At 35.9% G+C, this 17702-nt stretch carries 14 protein-coding genes; 11 read left to right on the top strand and 3 right to left on the bottom strand.

Going from position 1 to position 17702, the window contains the following annotated elements:
• The 7 genes from RBU59_RS16485 to RBU59_RS16515 all read left to right on the top strand — a co-directional run bounded on the left by RBU59_RS16485 (position 1) and on the right by RBU59_RS16515 (position 9183).
• Positions 1 to 687, top strand: coding sequence for an ABC transporter ATP-binding protein (locus tag RBU59_RS16485; RefSeq protein ID WP_308143600.1), 687 nt, complete (start codon positions 1 to 3; stop codon positions 685 to 687).
• Positions 684 to 3218: an ABC transporter permease gene (locus tag RBU59_RS16490; protein ID WP_308143601.1), complete on the top strand. Its 2535-nt coding sequence runs from the start codon at positions 684 to 686 to the stop codon at positions 3216 to 3218. The genes RBU59_RS16485 and RBU59_RS16490 overlap by 4 nt, the downstream gene beginning before the upstream one ends.
• A 64-nt stretch (positions 3219 to 3282) precedes the next feature.
• A complete protein-coding gene (locus tag RBU59_RS16495; protein WP_308143602.1) occupies positions 3283 to 3621 on the top strand; it encodes a hypothetical protein in 339 nt (112 codons plus the stop codon).
• Positions 3622 to 4114: 493 nt separating this feature from the next.
• Positions 4115 to 6175, top strand: a complete 2061-nt coding sequence (locus tag RBU59_RS16500; RefSeq protein ID WP_308143603.1) for a DHH family phosphoesterase — start codon at positions 4115 to 4117, stop codon at positions 6173 to 6175.
• 24 nt (positions 6176 to 6199) lie between these two features.
• Positions 6200 to 6646, top strand: a complete 447-nt coding sequence (rplI, locus tag RBU59_RS16505) for a 50S ribosomal protein L9 (RefSeq protein ID WP_308143604.1) — start codon at positions 6200 to 6202, stop codon at positions 6644 to 6646.
• Positions 6647 to 6669: 23 nt separating this feature from the next.
• Positions 6670 to 8007 carry a replicative DNA helicase gene (gene dnaB / locus RBU59_RS16510; RefSeq protein ID WP_308143605.1) on the top strand — a complete coding sequence of 446 codons (1338 nt, stop codon included), beginning with the start codon at positions 6670 to 6672 and terminating at the stop codon, positions 8005 to 8007.
• Between the two features lie 519 nt (positions 8008 to 8526).
• Positions 8527 to 9183, top strand: a complete 657-nt coding sequence (locus tag RBU59_RS16515; RefSeq protein WP_308143606.1) for a helix-turn-helix domain-containing protein — start codon at positions 8527 to 8529, stop codon at positions 9181 to 9183.
• A 74-nt stretch (positions 9184 to 9257) separates the two neighbouring features.
• Here the strand turns inward: RBU59_RS16515 and RBU59_RS16520 are convergent, their stop codons facing one another.
• Together RBU59_RS16520 and RBU59_RS16525 are read right to left on the bottom strand one after the other, a co-directional pair.
• Entirely contained in the window at positions 9258 to 9425 is a 168-nt protein-coding gene (locus RBU59_RS16520; RefSeq protein WP_308143607.1) for a DUF362 domain-containing protein, read from the bottom strand.
• Positions 9426 to 9716: 291 nt separating this feature from the next.
• Entirely contained in the window at positions 9717 to 11240 is a 1524-nt protein-coding gene (locus tag RBU59_RS16525; protein WP_308143608.1) for an exosporium glycoprotein BclB-related protein, read from the bottom strand.
• A gap of 663 nt (positions 11241 to 11903) precedes the next feature.
• On the opposite strand from RBU59_RS16525, the gene RBU59_RS16530 reads away from it, so the two are divergent.
• A complete protein-coding gene (locus RBU59_RS16530) occupies positions 11904 to 12110 on the top strand; it encodes a DUF1858 domain-containing protein (protein WP_308143609.1) in 207 nt (68 codons plus the stop codon).
• A 195-nt stretch (positions 12111 to 12305) separates the two neighbouring features.
• Here the strand turns inward: RBU59_RS16530 and RBU59_RS16535 are convergent, their stop codons facing one another.
• Positions 12306 to 13100 carry an adaptor protein MecA gene (locus RBU59_RS16535; protein WP_308143610.1) on the bottom strand — a complete coding sequence of 265 codons (795 nt, stop codon included), beginning with the start codon at positions 13098 to 13100 and terminating at the stop codon, positions 12306 to 12308.
• Positions 13101 to 13464: 364 nt separating this feature from the next.
• On the opposite strand from RBU59_RS16535, the gene RBU59_RS16540 reads away from it, so the two are divergent.
• From RBU59_RS16540 to RBU59_RS16550, 3 genes are all read left to right on the top strand, one after another.
• Positions 13465 to 14820, top strand: a complete 1356-nt coding sequence (locus RBU59_RS16540; protein WP_308143611.1) for a serine/threonine protein kinase — start codon at positions 13465 to 13467, stop codon at positions 14818 to 14820.
• Between the two features lie 16 nt (positions 14821 to 14836).
• Positions 14837 to 15469 (top strand): hypothetical protein, encoded by a 633-nt coding sequence (locus RBU59_RS16545; RefSeq protein WP_308143612.1) that lies wholly within the window; start codon positions 14837 to 14839, stop codon positions 15467 to 15469.
• Positions 15470 to 15991: 522 nt separating this feature from the next.
• Positions 15992 to 17698 carry a glycosyl hydrolase family 18 protein gene (locus RBU59_RS16550; RefSeq protein WP_308143613.1) on the top strand — a complete coding sequence of 569 codons (1707 nt, stop codon included), beginning with the start codon at positions 15992 to 15994 and terminating at the stop codon, positions 17696 to 17698.
• Positions 17699 to 17702 lie beyond the last annotated feature (4 nt).

Here is a 17702-nt window from a genome sequence, read left to right on the forward strand (position 1 = left end):
ATGTGTTTATTAAAATTAGAGGGCGTAAGTAAAACATTTGGAAAAGGAACCGGTATGGTTACAGCGCTGGATGGTATCAATCTCTCCATTGATAAGGGGAGTTTTACAACAATTATCGGAAGAAGCGGTTCCGGTAAATCTACTTTACTTAACATAGCCGGAGGGCTTTTGAGTCCGGAAAAAGGACATGTTATCCTGGACGATATCGATCTTTATGCACGCAAAGAAAAGGAGTTAGCGAGAATCCGGCGTAAAAAGGTGGGAATTGTCTTCCAGGCATTTAACCTAATACCGGAATTTACGGTATTGGAAAATATATGCCTGCCCTCCTATCTGGATCAGAATAAACCAAATATGAAATTCATTGATGATATTCTGGAAATGATAGAGATGGGTGATAATAAAAATAAGTATCCTTTTGAATTATCCGGGGGCGAACAGCAAAGGGCCGCCCTGGCACGGGCTTTATCTACGAAACCAGACCTTTTGCTTGCGGATGAACCAACCGGTAATCTGGATATAAAAAGCGGTGAGCAGGTTTTGGATGCCATTCACTACTGCTACCGGTTATTTAATCAAACAACATTACTGGTAACCCACAATCTGGAGATTGCCGGCCAGTCAAACAGAGTTATAACTCTGCAGGATGGGAAAATAGTATCAGATTCAATTGGTGAAATAATATGAATTATTTTAACATATTAGTCAAATTAAATTTAAAGAAGTATAAAAAGTCTTACCTGTCTTTATTCACTGTAATAATTTTAGCCTGTACTTTTACTATTACCGTTACCGTTCTGCACGACAGCTTGATTAAAACGGAAGAACTGCAGCGTAAGGACATTTACGGAAGCTGGAATATATCTGTGTATAATACGGATGACAACATATATAAAGATCTTAAAAATCATGGAACAATAAAAAGTATCGGTAAGATGACCGGCTATGGGGAGGTATTAGGCAGGAACGGGAGTACTTTGGGAGTAATCGGTTCAGTGGATAAAAATACGGTACATATGGGATTAAATTTTCTGGATGGAAGACTGCCCGTAAAGGAGAATGAAGTTGCCATTGAGATGTCCTATCTTTCCCTGATGGGGTATTCTTATGAACTGGGACAGGAGGTAACCCTGAAAATCCTTACCCATAATAAGAACAGTCAGGAAGAGACAACCAAAACCTTTATCCTCACCGGAGTTTTAAAAAATTATTCATCCATATGGAAAAAGGACGGTAATCAACTGATATCTTTTTTTGTTACGGATTCCGCTCTCAAAACTCCGATTATGTTTGAAAATATTTTTGGTATTATTAAAAATAAATTTGTAAAAAATACGGATGAATTATCTATGCTTACTACAAACCGGGGGGATTTTGTTAAAAATGATTATACATATAAGGAATATATTGAGAAAAGCAGAGAACGGATTGAAGCCGTCTTATCCGATTCGATTCTAATAATTCTTGTTACCTTAACTTCGGCATTTTTTGTTTTTCAAATACTATATGCTTCCCAAAAGAAGCACAAAAAAAGTTTTATTATTATGCGTAGTCTGGGAGCAAGTAAAAATCAGATTTTTTCACTTTATTTTAAAGAGTTGTTAATCGTTTTTACCATAGCCTATACAGCCGGAATTATAGTAGGTCTGTTAGTTGTTTATCTTGGTTATCAATTTGCGAAAGTATATATTCCACAGGAATTTATTATCTCGATAAATAGTTTGAAATTAATAGCTTTAATGCTTGTTCTTATGGGATCGACCCTCCTGTTTTCTTTATGTTCTGTGCTTCGTACCAGGCAGATGCCGTTAAATGGTAATTTAAATCTAAAGACTGTAAACAGAGTAATACCCTTTAACAAAAGGAAATTCAGGCCGTTGACCTTAAGAAATATGGTTAAGATATTCAACCGCTTCCATTTTAAAGAAACAATCATCTATTTTTGCCTGACAGTCAGTACTTTTCTGGTACTAGTAAGTACTGCGTACGGAGCATACCAAAAATACTATGAATATAATTATATCAAAAATACATTTTCAGCAGATTATGAATATGGCATTATGTCAAATTATAGTGAACCGCAGACACATATGACCGTGGAAGAATTGAATAAAATAAAAAAGATATACGGAATTTCCTACATCAGGACATACAGATGTTCTAATTATTTGCCGCTTTCCTGGAATAATATGAATGACAGCGATTATGCTAATTATTTAAAGAAATATTTTTATCCTAAAAATATTGGTAAATCCGGAATTTTCGCGTCTGTTTTCGGTTTATCACAAGATGAAAGGGACTACCAATATTACCTTAATGAGATAGATGAAGGAAATTTGTCAGAAGATTCTTTTTTACATGAAGATATAGTAATTGTATATTTACCGAAATATTATATGATGCCGGATGGTAAATTACAAAATGGTTCAGATGCAATTTTTAAGATATCAAAGCAACCATCAGAAAGTGTAATGGAAGATACCATTAAAATAGGGGATGAAATTGCTATTAATGGTGATAGAGGAGAAATAAAAGTAAGGGTAGGTGGGATTATATACAAATTTGATCATGAAACATCTCAATCCTTTTTAGCAAAACCATACTCCATTATCTGTAATGATACAATATATGAAAAACTAGTTCCTGAAAAAACTTATGAATATCTGCAAATTTATTCTAATAAGAATGCAAATTATGTAAGAACCGATATAGAGATTTCAAAGGTTGATGATGCATTCTATATTCAGAACTTTCGAATGCTAAAAGAAGAAGCTAAATATAATGCCATGATTACTATTGTCATGTCCTTATTACTAAACTTTATCGTTTTTGTTATTTCAATAACAGTACAGTGTAATAATCAGACAACTAGGGTAGAAGCAGATCAGATGAGGAATCATATTCTTAGTATACTGGGAATGGATCGAAATAAAATAAGATTACTATATCTTGATAATTTAATAAAAAATAATATATTTGCTGTTTTACTCGGCTTGGGGATAATCTATTTATATTATGTTGGTATTTATATAAAAGAATACGATGATTTATTTAAACGCAACAGTATATTGGAAGTAGGTAAAAATGCATATGAAGTATATTTTAGCAAGCTGCCGTGGGTTTATACAATTTGTCTTATCGCAGGTTTTGTATTATTTAATGTATTTATAACTGTTTATCCCTTATGGCGGTATCGAAAAATAAAAGATAATTTCTAAAAATGTCACATCTATGTAAGATTGCAGAGCTATAATAAAGAAAAATACAAAGGAGAGATTTTATATGAAAAAGATCATAGTATTTGTATTAACAGTAGTTATGTTATTATCATTCAGTGCAACTACATATGCTGCAGAAACAGTTGATACTAGTAAAGGTGCAGAAAGATTTGAGAGTGATAGTATATTTACACCGAATGCTTGGTATTATTCTTACACCAAAACTATAACTAAGAAGTACGCTTCAATGGATGATATACCTGAATCAATCGAATACAGCGAATATAATTCCGGTGTAGATGCTGAATGTAGCGGTACTTTAAAATTAAAATCCGTGACTCCTCAGTCAAATGGGTTATATAAGGTTGTATTTTCAGGAACTATTGGTGCATATGTTTTCTAAAGTATTCTAATCATGAGGGGAAGAAGATTAATATATATTAGAAAAAACTGGGCTTTTTAAAACCTCCGAAAAGTAGCTTGCTGCGTATGCAGCAGGCTACTTTACTTTGTGTAAGAGCTTTACCTTAAGAGTTACTGTTCACTCCCCTGCAAAAAGCAGCAGTTCCGCGAACAATAACACGCTTCGCGATGTTTAAATTCTTATAAATCTGTGATATAATAAATCAGAATATGGAATAATTTTTCATGCGTCTGAAAGGGGTAAAAGAGTGTTGGTTTTGTTCCGGATGATGATGTTGAAATCAACTTGGTAAGCGGTTAACAACACATCCTTTCCATTGCTTCCAGTTTTAAATTATAAAAAAAACTTTAACTTAACCGTTATAAATGGTATAATGTACATCACAATTAAATTATAAGGAAAACTAGGGCTGTTTTTAACTTTTGATAACTGATTTATGGCACGATATAGATTTTATAAGGAGCATGGGAGAATGAAAAGGAACATTAAAGTAAAAGGAGCGTTGAAAGCATATCTGCGCTGGCCGATTATGCTGTCAATCCTATTGGCAGGTATGAATCTGTCTATATACTTAATAGATGAGAAAGCCGGATTAGTAATGTTCGGATTCTTAATCGTGTATATCGTGGTGGCAATGCTTTTGTACTTTTTTAAAAGACCTGTTATAATAGGTGATTTAATCCGCTATGCTGCTGACTATGGTCAGGTTCAAAAACAATTATTAAAAGAGATGGCATTACCTTATGCGATTCTGGATTACGAGGGAAGACTCTTATGGGGCAATAATGAATTCCTGGATATCATTGAGAATGAAAAAACAGCACGTAAGTCGATAACCAACATATTTCCTGAAATCACTGCTGCGGTTTTGCCAAAGGATATGCAGGACAAAACAGTAAGATCAGCAAGAAATAACAGTTATTATAAGATTATTTTAAGAAAAATAATTGCTGTTGATTTTTCTGACAGCGCACCATTTGAATATCAGGAAGATGAAATGGGGTTAAACGACTGCAATACGCTGATTGCCATGTATCTCTATGATGAAACGGAGAATAAGACTCTGATTCGTGAAAATTACGAGCAGAAGATGATTACCGGGCTTTTATATATCGATAATTACGAAGAAGCTTTAGAAAGTATAGATGAAGTAAGACGTTCCTTATTAATTGCATTAGTTGACCGTAAAATTAATAAGTATATGCAGAGTATTGATGCAATCGTCAAAAAGCTCGAAAAAGATAAATATATCTTTATGTTTAAACAAAAATATCTGCAGCAGCTGCAAATAAGTAAATTCAGCCTGTTAGAGGAAGTACGAGCCGTAAATATCGGAAATGAAATGTCTGTTACCATCAGTATCGGTCTTGGTGTAAATACGGATTCTTATCTGTTAAGTTATGAATATGCAAGAGCAGCCATTGATTTAGCTTTGGGCAGGGGTGGTGATCAGGCTGTCGTAAAAGAGGGAGATAAACTTCTCTATTATGGCGGTAAGAGTATACAGCTTGAGAAGAGTACAAGGGTAAAGGCAAGAGTGAAAGCCCATGCCTTAAAAGAATTTGTTGAAGCGAAAGATAAGGTAGTAATAATGGGACATGCCATTGGAGATGTAGACTCCTTTGGAGCCGGAATCGGTATATATCGTATTGCTAAAACTTTAAATAAAAAAGCACATATCGTAATAAATGAAGTAACTACTTCCGTCCGCCCGTTAATGACCAGGTTTATTAATAATCCGGACTATGAAGAAGATATGTTTTTGAAAAGCGATCAGGCAATGGGTGTGGTTGATAATAACACACTTTTGGTTATCGTAGATGTAAACAGACCTAACTATACGGAATGCAAGGAACTTTTGTCTTTAACGAAAACCATAGTTATCTTGGATCATCACCGTCAAACCGGGGAAGCAATTGAAAATGCAGTATTATCCTATATTGAACCATATGCATCCTCATCCTGCGAAATGGTAGCGGAAATCCTTCAGTATATCGGGGATGGGCTGAGATTAAAACAGGTGGAAGCAGATGCCATGTATGCCGGTGTAATGATTGATACCAATAATTTTCTTACCAAAACCGGTGTAAGAACATTTGAAGCAGCAGCATTTTTAAGGCGTAATGGTGCGGATGTTACCCGTATCCGCAAAGCGTTCCGCAGTGATATGGACGAATACAAAACTAAAGCAGAGGCGGTCAGTGCAACAGAAGTTTATCTGGATCATTTTGCAATTACAGTGTGTTCCAGTGATGGAATTAACAGTCCAACAGTTTTGGGGGCACAGGTAGCCAATGAACTTTTAAATATTACTAATATTCGCGCAACTTTTGTATTTACTGAATTTAATGATAAAATATATTTAAGTGCCCGTTCTATCGATGAAGTAAACGTACAGCTGATTATGGAACGGCTTGGAGGAGGAGGGCATATGAGTGTTGCGGGTGCCCAGTTTACTAATTCTACTCTGGCGGAAGCAATTCAGTATTTAAAAGAAACACTGTCTGCTATGAAACAAGAAGGAGAATTATAGGAGTTATTTGAAAGGAGAATAGATATGCAGGTTATTTTATTACAGGATGTTAAGGCCTTAGGAAAAAAAGGTGAATTAGTAAATGTAAGTGATGGCTATGCCAGAAATTTTATATTACCGAAAAAATTAGGGTTAGAGGCTAATGCAAAAAATTTAAATGATTTAAAATTGCAGAAAGCAGCAGAAGATAAAAAACAAAAGGAATTATTGGAAGAAGCCCAGGCTTTAGGTAAAAATCTGGAGACAAAAACACTGGAGGTTAAAATTAAGGCAGGAGAAGGCGGAAGAACGTTCGGCTCCATTTCCTCAAAAGAAATTGCAGCAGCACTGAAAGCCCAATATAGTATCGATATAGATAAGAAAAAATTACATCTTCCGGAGCCTATTAAGACAATCGGAATTCATACGGTTCCTGTAAAACTCCACCCCCAGGTGACTGCAGAACTTAAAGTAAAGGTAAGTGAGCAATAAAGGGGATATAAGGAGGAAAGGCAATGGATGAGGCATTTATAAAAAAGGTGTTTCCCCATAGTACAGAAGCGGAACAATCGGTAATCGGATCCATGATAATGGATAAGGATGCGATTGTGGCAGCATCTGAGTTAATTACCGGGGAAGACTTTTATGAAAATCGTTATGGTGTCTTGTTTGATGCCATGCTTGAACTTTTTAATGAGGGCAAGCCGGTTGATTTAATTACCCTTCAGAATAAATTAAAAGAAAAAGACGTACCGTCGGAATTGTGTAGTCTTGAATTTATCAGAGATCTGATTACATCCGTTCCCACATCAGCCAATGTCAGGTATTATGCAAACATTGTCAAAGAGAAATCAACATTAAGACAATTAATAAAAGTAACAGAATCTATTACAAATGAATGTTATCTGGATAAAGAAAAGTTAGAGACGATTCTGGAAGATTCGGAGAAGAAGATGTTTGATATCCTTCAGAAGCGAAATTCCGGTGAGTTCGTTGGTATAAAAGATATTGTATTTAAATCCCTGGAGAGCATTGAAGCCGCCGCAAGGAATAAAGGAAGTGTAACCGGTGTTGCCACAGGTTTTTATGATTTGGATTATAAAACAGCGGGTCTGCAGCCATCAGATTTAATCTTAATCGCTGCGAGACCTTCTATGGGTAAGACTGCTTTTGTTTTAAATATTGCAGAACACGTAGTATTAAGAAATAATGTAACTACCGCTATATTCAGCTTGGAAATGTCCAAGGACCAGTTGGTAAAACGTATCATGTCCATGCACTCTAAGGTGAATTCCCAATCTATGAGAACCGGTGATTTAAGTGATGACGATTGGTTGAAGCTGGTGGAAAGTGCAAGGGTTATCGGTAATTCTAATCTGATTATAGATGATACTTCCAGCATTTCCATAAGTGAACTTCGGTCTAAATGCAGGAAATTTAAATTGGAACACAATCTGGGGCTGGTAATCATAGATTATTTACAGTTAATGACCGGCGGAAAAAAATCAGAATCCAGACAGCAGGAAATTTCAGAGATTTCCCGTTCCTTAAAAGGGCTTGCAAGGGAATTAAGTGTTCCGGTTGTTGCATTGTCACAGTTAAGCCGTGCTGTTGAGCAGCGTCCCGATAAAAGACCAATGTTATCCGACCTTAGGGAATCAGGTGCAATTGAGCAGGATGCCGATATTGTTATGTTTCTCTACCGTGATGATTATTATAATCATGATTCGGAGGAAGCAGGAATATCTGAAATTATTATTGGTAAACAAAGAAACGGTCCTACCGGTACGGTTAAACTAGCCTGGTTATCACAATATACAAAATTTGCCAACCTGGAAAGACCAGGTAATTAATATCTGTAGATATATGTTTAAAAAGTTTTGGTTATATTACCTATCCTGTTCTAACAACCAGGTAGAAGCTCTATTTTTGATATAAGCGAGTGAGTAATGCTCTTAACTTATATTAAGAAAGAGCTTTTTTTATTTCATAGGAAAGTTCTCCGAACTTCCCTATGAAATAAAAAGCCCGACTGGCAGGATGCACATGACACGCAAGGGGTAGATTGTCACCAAAGTGACAGCGCGTCAGCGCTAGAGTCTGGTAAACCAGACTCTTTCTCGTAGTAGTAATCCGAACTCACCTATTATACAAAAGCACTACGACTCTGATTTAAAAGGTCAACAGACTGGCACTTTGCACTTTGGTGGTTGCCGTTGGATTATGTCAAGGGGTGGAGAGCCGGACAAGCTTCTGCCAATCGCTGTCGACAAGTTAATTGAGAAAGTAATGTCAGTGTATTGCAATGATAAATTGCTGTGATATAATTAAAGAAGTGTAAAAATATTACAATTAACAGAGGAGGAAGAGCTATGCGCGAAACTCGATATATGATATCAGAGGCCTCAAAAAGAATTGATATTGAACAGCATACATTACGATATTGGGAGGAAGAGTTAGATTTACATATACTAAGAAATGAAATGGGGCACAGATATTATAGGGAAGAGGATATAGAGGTCTTAAAGGCTGTTAAAATCCTGAAAGAAAAAGGGTACCAGCTGCGTGCGATAAAAATGCTTTTGCCGGAAATTCAAAAACTAAGCAATTTGGATAAAGAGGAAGTAGAGAAGATGCAACAGGAATGGGATAAAAAGTATATGGATGCTATTGTGGGAGAAAGCAATCAGGCTTCCTTGTCTGTTCATGGAACGAGGGAAAGCGAACAGGACGATATTGTTGAAAAATCTGTTAATAAACTGGAGCAGTTTAAAACAATTATGAATAGTCTGATTACAGATGCTATCAGGGACAATAATGATGTATTATCGGATTCCGTGAGTGATGTGGTAACGAAAAGTGTAATTAAGGAAATGGACTTTTTACTAAGGATGAAAGAAGAAAGGGAAGAAGAGAGATTTAAACAATTTGACCGGACTTTGCGTGAATTACAAAATGGACGTGCCGAATTCGCAGCAGCAAAGATTGAGCGGTTGAAAAAGAAAAAAGGAATTTTTTCAAAAAAGTAAAATAATCAGGGGCTGAATGATGAATTAAATCCGCTGGATTTGATCCATTATTCAGCCCCTGGGTTTTGAATATATTAAGCCTCAATAGCACCGGTTGGACATGTAGCTGCACAAGCACCACAATCCAAACAAGCATCAGCGTCGATTTCATAATGACTTGCGCCTTCGGAAATAGCTCCTACTGGACATTCGCTTGCACAAGCGCCGCAGCTAATACATTCGTCAGAAATTTTATATGCCATAATTATGTACCTCCTATTTAGTTTTCTTCATTATTTTAATATAAAATCAGATATAATACAAGTTAAATCTATATAAATTTCAGGCTGTACCTTTGAAAAAAACATATTGCCAGAATACTATGTATTCAATTTAGATATTAATCCTCTTTGGTCAGCATTAATATCCTAAATAAAGAAAGCAAGAGCTGCCGCATAGAGATAAGTATACTCTATGTGGCAGCTCCTGTCCCGTTAATCAAATATATATAATATATCGATTAGCTATTTGAAGCAAGTATGATTTGGCTATAATTATTCAATTGTTAATCCTCCGCTTACATAACCCGTAACAGTATTTATCAAATTTAAGCCGTCTGCAGTTGCAGAAAGAACCAGTAACAGTCTGGTTTCGGGAGTGACCGGAATTGACAAGCCAGTCGTAATACCGCTGCTTATTGCTCCCAGAGAGACTACACCTGTAAGTGGCGGAGCCAAGGTTACTACAGCACCGGGAATTGCAGTAAAAATATTATCAGGTGTATCTGAACTATATAACTGTGCTGTAATGGTTATTGTAGTACCAACTAATGCAAGAGCCACCGTGTTACTGAAGTATGCCGCAATTGAAGTAATCGTACCTGCACGAGGAGATGAAAAAGCAAAATTGATCAGCGGCCCTAATACTGTGCCTGTAAGATCTATAGTTCCGCCGACAAGGCTGATGCCGGTTGCTGAACTACCGAAACCAATAAGACTTGTGGTACCGACTAAGCCACCGGCTATGGTAGTGAGGATAGCTGGACCTCCTGATGCAAAGGGTATAATGGCACCGGCACCGGCAGGACCAGTAGGACCAGTAGGACCAGTCAGGCCAGCAGGACCAGTCGGACCGGTATCACCAGCAGGACCAGTCGGACCGGTATCACCAGCAGGACCAGTAGGACCAGTCAGGCCAGCAGGACCAGTAGGACCGGTATCACCAGCAGGACCAGTCGGGCCGGTATCACCAGCAGGACCAGTCGGACCGGTATCACCAGCAGGACCAGTAGGACCAGCCAGACCGGCAGGGCCAGTAGGACCGGTATCACCAGCAGGGCCAGTAGGACCGGTATCACCAGCAGGGCCAGTAGGACCGGTATCACCAGCAGGACCAGTAGGACCGGCCAGACCAGCAGGGCCAGTAGGACCGGCAGGACCAGCAGGGCCAGTCGGACCGGTATCACCAGCAGGACCAGTAGGACCGGCCAGACCAGCAGGGCCAGTAGGACCAGTAGGACCAGTCAGACCGGCAGGACCAGTAGGACCAGTAGGTCCGGTTGGACCAATATCTTCTCCATAATAGATAACCAATAAAGGTGAAAATGGAATATCTGCATCATCGCTTCCGAATCTCACCACGGTTAATCCGTCAGTATTTAACAAAGCGAGACCATAATCAGGATAAATTCCGTTTATCCAATTGTTCACAACATCAGTGAGATCTATTGCGACAAATCCTTGGATATCGCAGGGAACGATGTTAATAATTTTACCGGTGGGCACAGATAGTGGCTGAGTAATGTAAGTAACTGTTTGTGTATCAAATGGGGTTAGTACTCTGTTTACCTCTATAGGGCTGGGTGTAATACCTGTTTTATCTTCCACATAAAGTACGAGAGCTGCGGCTGTGACAGCTGTAACAGGTAGTATAGGCAAAGCAAACCTAAGATAACTTACCGTTGTCTGATATAATGGATCCGTACCTACCAGCAAAAGTGGGTCGGATGAAAAATTAGTTGTTGGAAAAATACTGGATACAAAGGTGGCACCTATAGGTGCCAGGCTTAATGATGGCATTCATAATCATTCCTCTCTTTGCTTTATATATTCATATTAAGCGATTCGAAAGACCATACCTACATAAAAGCAGGACGTTTCTTGTAACAAAATAAACATTACTGTTCACTCCCCTGTAAAAAACAGCAGTTCCGCGAACAATAACAGACTTCGCGATGCACACAAAACGAGGAGGCAGCGTTCCTACGCTGCAATTCTCCGGTTTTCTGTGACAATACACTCACAAAAAACACGTCGCGTTTGTTGCCTGTGAACAGTAATAAATAAACCCCTCACCAATTAGTAATAAAAAATTTTTGTGGATTTAATAATGTACCAGTTGATAAATACAGCGGCATAAGTAGATACGAAGTTTAAATCCACTGATTTTTTAGTCAGTATCTTAGTATTTATAAAGATTATTTGTTACAGTGTCATTATATGTCATATTATGTAATTTGTGACTGCAACAAAGAAGCTCACTCGCATAGAAATGGTTTGCTTCGCTTATTACCGGATAGAATGAATGAAAGATACATTGGAAGTAAACAGTAACAAAGATACCAATCAGTGAGGGTGTGTGTTTAATTAAACCCTTGACGGGATTTATAACTTAGATTATAATGAAAGAGTTCACATATAAATAAATATAATCGTTTATAATAAACGTAAGGAGGTATATACATGGCTCAAATATCAAAAGACATGACAATTGGTGAAATTATCAGAGTTGATCAAGGTATCATCCCTATTTTAATGGCATCCGGTATGCATTGTGTAGGCTGTCCTTCCTCTCAGGGTGAATCCTTAGAAGAAGCTGCTATGGTACATGGAATGGATGCAGATCAATTATTAGGAACAATTAACGAATATCTTGGTACAAAACAATAATAAAGTGGTGCTGATAGCATTTCACAATTAATAATAACAGCCCGGAATATCTTATTCCGGGCTGTTTTGTGTTTAGGAACTTATCTTTCCGAAACAGGGTAAGTACAGTTTGTAGAACTTACCTATGAAATAAGAAAGACCTCCGTCACTGGCGGAGGTCCTCGTGTTATAAGGTCAATTATTTATTTTTGATGATTATAAAGTTGCCAGTATCTGAACTGCATTATTCTTTATAATTGCTTCGTAATGTTCTTCATAATAATAAGGGCTTGCATAAGTAGTACGTTCTGTTCTTCCGTATTCAGAAATAATATTACAGATTTTATTAAACTCCTCCGGTGAATGGTCGGATTTTGTAATGATTAGATAGTATATGGAGTTAACAGAATTTTTATATAAACTGTTAGTCCCTTTATAATAAGCAGATATTACGCTTGATAATTTCGTAACTTCATTCAGTGATTTGAAAGAATATACTTTTACTAAATTAGTCTGAAATGAAACACTTTTCTGACTGGATGAATCCTCCTCCGGAGTATCCTCTTTATTAATAGATAATGCTTCAGCAAGGGGAACGAAATCATCTTTTTCTTCCTCTGAATTCTCACCCATTAAGTCATCCATCTGACCAAAACAATTTATTATTTCATCTGCATAAGAATCATCTGCTTCGTCTTCATATAAATCTTCATGTTCATCCGTATCCGGTGAAAACTTCGAAAAACGAGTATCTAATTCGTCTGGATCTTCAACCTTGGTTATTACTAAAATTAAACATTCAGGCGAAACCGGAATGGCTTCTATCATCAAGGGAATATCCTCTGCTTCAAAACCAAATTCATAATTTGCCTGCTGCATCATATCTCGAAATAAGGCCTTTGCTTTCTCACTTCCGTAAGCGAGCTCACTAATACGTAATTCACGATCTACTAAATCATCTCTGCTTAAAGTACAGCGAATTTGGCGGTCACTAATTTTCTCTATCTTCATAGAATCACATCCTTTACTATGTGCTGGCCTGGAATAAATAGATTAAAAGTTGCAACATGCTTTAAAATAAGGTAAAGTAACACCTTTAGCTATGTTGTAAACAAAGTATAATTTAAATGCGAAATAAAGTCAATATGATTATTTATGAAAGATTTATTAAATATTTACTCCATTTCCCATAATATGACAGAGCAGCTTATTAACAATATTAACAAATAAATAAGAAAACTTTGGTGAAACCGTCGAAAGGAAAATGGTTGTGCAGGAAGTTGTTATATTGTATAATAAATATCAGGATTACTCCATTGATTTAAGCGGAAAAAAGTCATAAGTTATAGGATTTATTCTAATAAGAAAGGAGATAATGTCAGACCAGATATGGTTTCAGAAATATCGAATTATTAAATTGTTGGGACGCGGGGGTAGTGCGGAGGTATATTTAGCGGAACATATTAAATTAAAAACCCTTAGAGCAATTAAGCGTATCAGTAAGAATCATATCCAACATGAACAATTACTTAACGAAGCTTACATTCTTAAAAATCTTAAACATTCTTGTATACCTGTTATATATGATTTTGAAGAGGATGAATTTAACTCTTATATCATAGAACAGTATATCGAGGGTATGTCTTTAAAAGTATTCAGACAACAATATCGACACTTAAAAGAAAATCTTATCCTGCAATTTACAATACAAATATGTGATTTATTACAGTATCTTTACTCCATTAATAATCCAATTTTATATTTAGACTTAAAACCGGAGAATATTATTATTTCTGACAATGTGGTAAAACTCATTGATTTTGGAGCCTCTGTTTTTAAAAACAACGTAACGGAACGAAAGTTTTCATTGGGAACGAAAGGGTTCGCCGCACCGGAATTATATACTGGTAAGATACCGGATGAGAGAACGGATGTTTATGGGATTGGTGCGTTGATCTATTATATGGCGGCAGGAATATCCTATGATGGGAAGCATACAATGGGAGATCAGAAGAGATACATAAAAAAGTTATCAAAATCCCTGCAGTCTGTTATTGGTAAATGTCTCAGGCATCATTCCTTTTTAAGATACTCTTCCGTATCTGTACTAAAAAATAAACTATTAGAAATAAATCACAAAAAAATTAACCGCAAGTCAAAAGACGAGGAATCCGTAAGTATTGCAGTAGCAGGAACCCAGCACAGAATAGGTGTGACACATCTGTCTATTCTTATCACAGCTTATTATAATAAATATATTAATAAGGCTCTCTATATGGAAATAAACGATTCTAACCACATATCTGAAATTCTAAACAGGTATCAGAATATAAAGACAAAAGATGATATCTGTCAAATTTTTAATTGTAACATACTTCCTAATTTTTCTTTGAATTTACTCATTAATAAAAATGATTATCCGGTAACGATTATGGATTATGGATGTCTGGATTCAAATAATCTGCAGGATTATTTAAAAGCAGATATAAAGTTAATTATATCCGGGGGGAAAGAGTGGGAATTAGCGAATACGGAGGAAGTTATACGTCTTTTAAATAAGCAGGAAGATATAAAGTACTTATTTAATTTTTTAGATGGGAATCAGTTTGGTAAAATCATAAAACATATGGATAAGCTTAATTGTTATCGTATACCATATGAACCGGATCCATTTATGCAAAAAAATAATGATTATCTTAATGACTTTATAAAAAGTCTGTTAAAGATCTGAGAAAACAGGAGCAGTTATGAAGAGCGAACCTATTTTAATGAAAAAAATAAAAAAAGAGAAAGTTCAGGGGAAATTCATAATAGGATTAATGGGAACACATCCCGGAGCAGGAGTCACTCATTTTGGAATTATGCTTAGTAATTATTTCAGTGAGTATCTGGGACTCAAAACTGCCTTTTTAGAATGTGGTTTAAGAGATGACTTTCCATACCTACACCAGCACTTCTATGCTCCTGACGGGGATTTACAGAACCTTGATTTTTTCACAATTCACAGGGTGACTTTCTATAAGAAAAGAAACCTGCAGGGTATACCGGAGATCATAGGAGATCAATACGATTGCATCATACTGGATCTGGGAACAGATATGGTAAAAAATAGAAGTGAGTTTTTGCGCTGTGATAAAAAAATAGTGGTCAGCAGCCTGTCAGTCTGGAAAGAGCATGAAATGAGACAGTTTATAGAAAATGCAAAACACATTAAAAATAATGAACAGTGGGTTTATGTTATTCCTTTTACAGATAATACCACGGTAAACAGAGTTTCAAAAAAACTGCAACGAATAGTTTATGCAGTTCCCTATGAACCTGATCCATTTCTTTTATCAGTCTTAACAATTAATTATTTTCAAAAACTTTTTAACCAGTAAGGAATTATTTAGAAAAAAAAGAGTAGTAATTTTATTTTAAGCAAATGTTTCGGGTAAGTATAACATATCACAAATGGCCTTCTTATCCAAATAGTAAATTTCGTAACTATAAATTGTCGTGTGCACCAATTTGTTTAAAACAAAATGTTTGGGAAAAATACATAGTAATGGGTCTGTTATAAGGTATCCTCAATACGTAAGACAGAACAAATAAACAAATAAAATACTCTGAATAATTGGGCTGTTGCAAAATCTTAAGATCTTGAACTTGCGTTTAGAAAGAGGTTTCTATATCTTAAATTTTGCGATAGCCCTTTTTATAGTAATTGTATGTTGTGTTTTATTTTCCATAGGATAAATTTCGCGAAAAGCTGACTAAATTTTAACTCGATTTAAGAGATATGAATATTTAAATAAAAAAAAGTCGATTTAAATAATGACTGTGCATAAATTCAATGCTATAATAGAAAAGGTGTAAAAGTACAAATAAAAAGTACTCTATATTAGACCAGGAGGATAAGTATGGATAGAAGAACAAAACAGACAATAATCGGTACTTCCATTGCATTGGTTATCATTATTGTGATCATAGGTGCCGCTATGATCAAGAAAATTACACCAAGTGATAAAGTAATGGATTTATCCGAATATTATAAATTAGATCAGAATGAAGTTATGGTAATCATGCAAAATCAGATATACGAGAAAAAAGCTTACCTGCAGGACAAAACAATTTATCTTGATTTTGATACGATAAACGGGATATTAAATAAAAGGTTTTATTGGGATTCTAATGAAAATATTCTAAGTTATACCACTCCAACGGAAATTATTAAAACTGAGGCGGACAGTTCCTCTTATTATATAAATGAAAAGAAAAAGAAATCTGATTATCCCATTGCGGTATTAAAAGATAATGCGGTTTATGTTGCAATAGATTTTGTAAAACAGTACTCGGACATGTCATACGAATATTATAAAGATCCCAACCGGATTGTTATTAAATATCAATATGGAGATTATTTAGCTACAAAAGTTAAGAAAGCTACCCAGCTAAGATATGAGCCAAGTATTAAAAGCGATATTCTGGTACAATTAGAACCAGACCAGTCATTGACCTATGTTGATCCTAATGAAGTATTAAAAAGCGGTTTTAGCAAGGTTATGACAGCGGATGGTATCATTGGTTATGTGAAAAATAATCGTGTGGAAAAGTCTTATTATGATACATTAAAAAGTGATTATAAAGCACCTGAATATACCCACATTAAGAAAGAGGGAGATATTAATTTGGTGTGGCATCAGGTCACCAATAGGGATGCAAATAACAATCTGAGTAATCTTATAGCAAAAACCCAGGGAGTTACAACGGTATCACCTACCTGGTTTAAGATATCAGACAATGAGGGTTCCATTACATCCCTTGCAGACGAAAATTATGTAAAACAGGCACATACCCTTGGCCTTGAGGTTTGGGGTCTGGTGGACGATTTTAGTACAGAGATAAGTATGACCGATATACTCTCCCACACATCCAGCAGAGAAAAATTAATTCAGAATTTAATAAATGCTGCAAAACAATATAAGCTTGACGGTCTTAATATTGATTTCGAAAAGATATCTTCTGAATCGGGTAATGATTATATAGAATTAATTCGTGAACTATCCGTAATGTGCAGGAATAATGGGATCGTTTTATCTATAGATAATTATGTTCCCACCAGTTATACGGCGTATTATGACAGGGAGGAACAAGGTTTGGTAGCCGATTATGTAATTATAATGGCTTATGATGAGCATCACGGTGGATCGGAAGAAAGCGGGTCCGTAGCTTCTATTGGATTTGTAGATAATGCGATTAATAATATACTTAAAATGGTTCCTGGTGAGAGAGTTATTATAGGTATTCCTTTTTACACAAGAATGTGGAAAGAGACTCCTGATCAAAGCGGTAATATTACCGTTACCTCCCAAGCTTATGGAATGAGTAAAGCGAAAGCATTGCTTGAAGATAGCGGAGCATCAGCAAAATGGGATGACCAAACCGGACAATATTATGGAGAGTATGAGAAAGATGGAGCTACTTATAAAATATGGCTGGAAGAGGAAGATTCTATTGAAACAAAGTTAAAACTTATTAATAAAGCCAATGTGGCAGGGATTGCCTGTTGGAAACTTGGCCTTGAAAAAGAAAATATCTGGGATGTTATTAATAAATATTTAAATTAGTCCT

The sequence above is a fragment of the Anaerocolumna sp. MB42-C2 genome, assembly GCF_030913705.1.
In the GTDB taxonomy this organism is placed as follows: Bacteria; Bacillota; Clostridia; order Lachnospirales; family Lachnospiraceae; genus Anaerocolumna.

What these genes read in the sequence shown, in the direction of transcription:
- RBU59_RS16540 (WP_308143611.1), top strand. Translation starts at nt 13,465, where the DNA reads ATGTCAGACCAGATATGGTTTCAGAAATATCGAATTATTAAATTGTTG.
- RBU59_RS16515 (WP_308143606.1), top strand. Translation starts at nt 8,527, where the DNA reads ATGCGCGAAACTCGATATATGATATCAGAGGCCTCAAAAAGAATTGAT.
- RBU59_RS16530 (WP_308143609.1), top strand. Translation starts at nt 11,904, where the DNA reads ATGGCTCAAATATCAAAAGACATGACAATTGGTGAAATTATCAGAGTT.
- RBU59_RS16525 (WP_308143608.1), bottom strand. Translation starts at nt 11,240, where the DNA reads ATGCCATCATTAAGCCTGGCACCTATAGGTGCCACCTTTGTATCCAGT.
- dnaB (WP_308143605.1), top strand. Translation starts at nt 6,670, where the DNA reads ATGGATGAGGCATTTATAAAAAAGGTGTTTCCCCATAGTACAGAAGCG.
- RBU59_RS16520 (WP_308143607.1), bottom strand. Translation starts at nt 9,425, where the DNA reads ATGGCATATAAAATTTCTGACGAATGTATTAGCTGCGGCGCTTGTGCA.
- RBU59_RS16490 (WP_308143601.1), top strand. Translation starts at nt 684, where the DNA reads ATGAATTATTTTAACATATTAGTCAAATTAAATTTAAAGAAGTATAAA.
- RBU59_RS16495 (WP_308143602.1), top strand. Translation starts at nt 3,283, where the DNA reads ATGAAAAAGATCATAGTATTTGTATTAACAGTAGTTATGTTATTATCA.
- rplI (WP_308143604.1), top strand. Translation starts at nt 6,200, where the DNA reads ATGCAGGTTATTTTATTACAGGATGTTAAGGCCTTAGGAAAAAAAGGT.
- RBU59_RS16550 (WP_308143613.1), top strand. Translation starts at nt 15,992, where the DNA reads ATGGATAGAAGAACAAAACAGACAATAATCGGTACTTCCATTGCATTG.
- RBU59_RS16535 (WP_308143610.1), bottom strand. Translation starts at nt 13,100, where the DNA reads ATGAAGATAGAGAAAATTAGTGACCGCCAAATTCGCTGTACTTTAAGC.
- RBU59_RS16500 (WP_308143603.1), top strand. Translation starts at nt 4,115, where the DNA reads ATGAAAAGGAACATTAAAGTAAAAGGAGCGTTGAAAGCATATCTGCGC.
- RBU59_RS16545 (WP_308143612.1), top strand. Translation starts at nt 14,837, where the DNA reads ATGAAGAGCGAACCTATTTTAATGAAAAAAATAAAAAAAGAGAAAGTT.
- RBU59_RS16485 (WP_308143600.1), top strand. Translation starts at nt 1, where the DNA reads ATGTGTTTATTAAAATTAGAGGGCGTAAGTAAAACATTTGGAAAAGGA.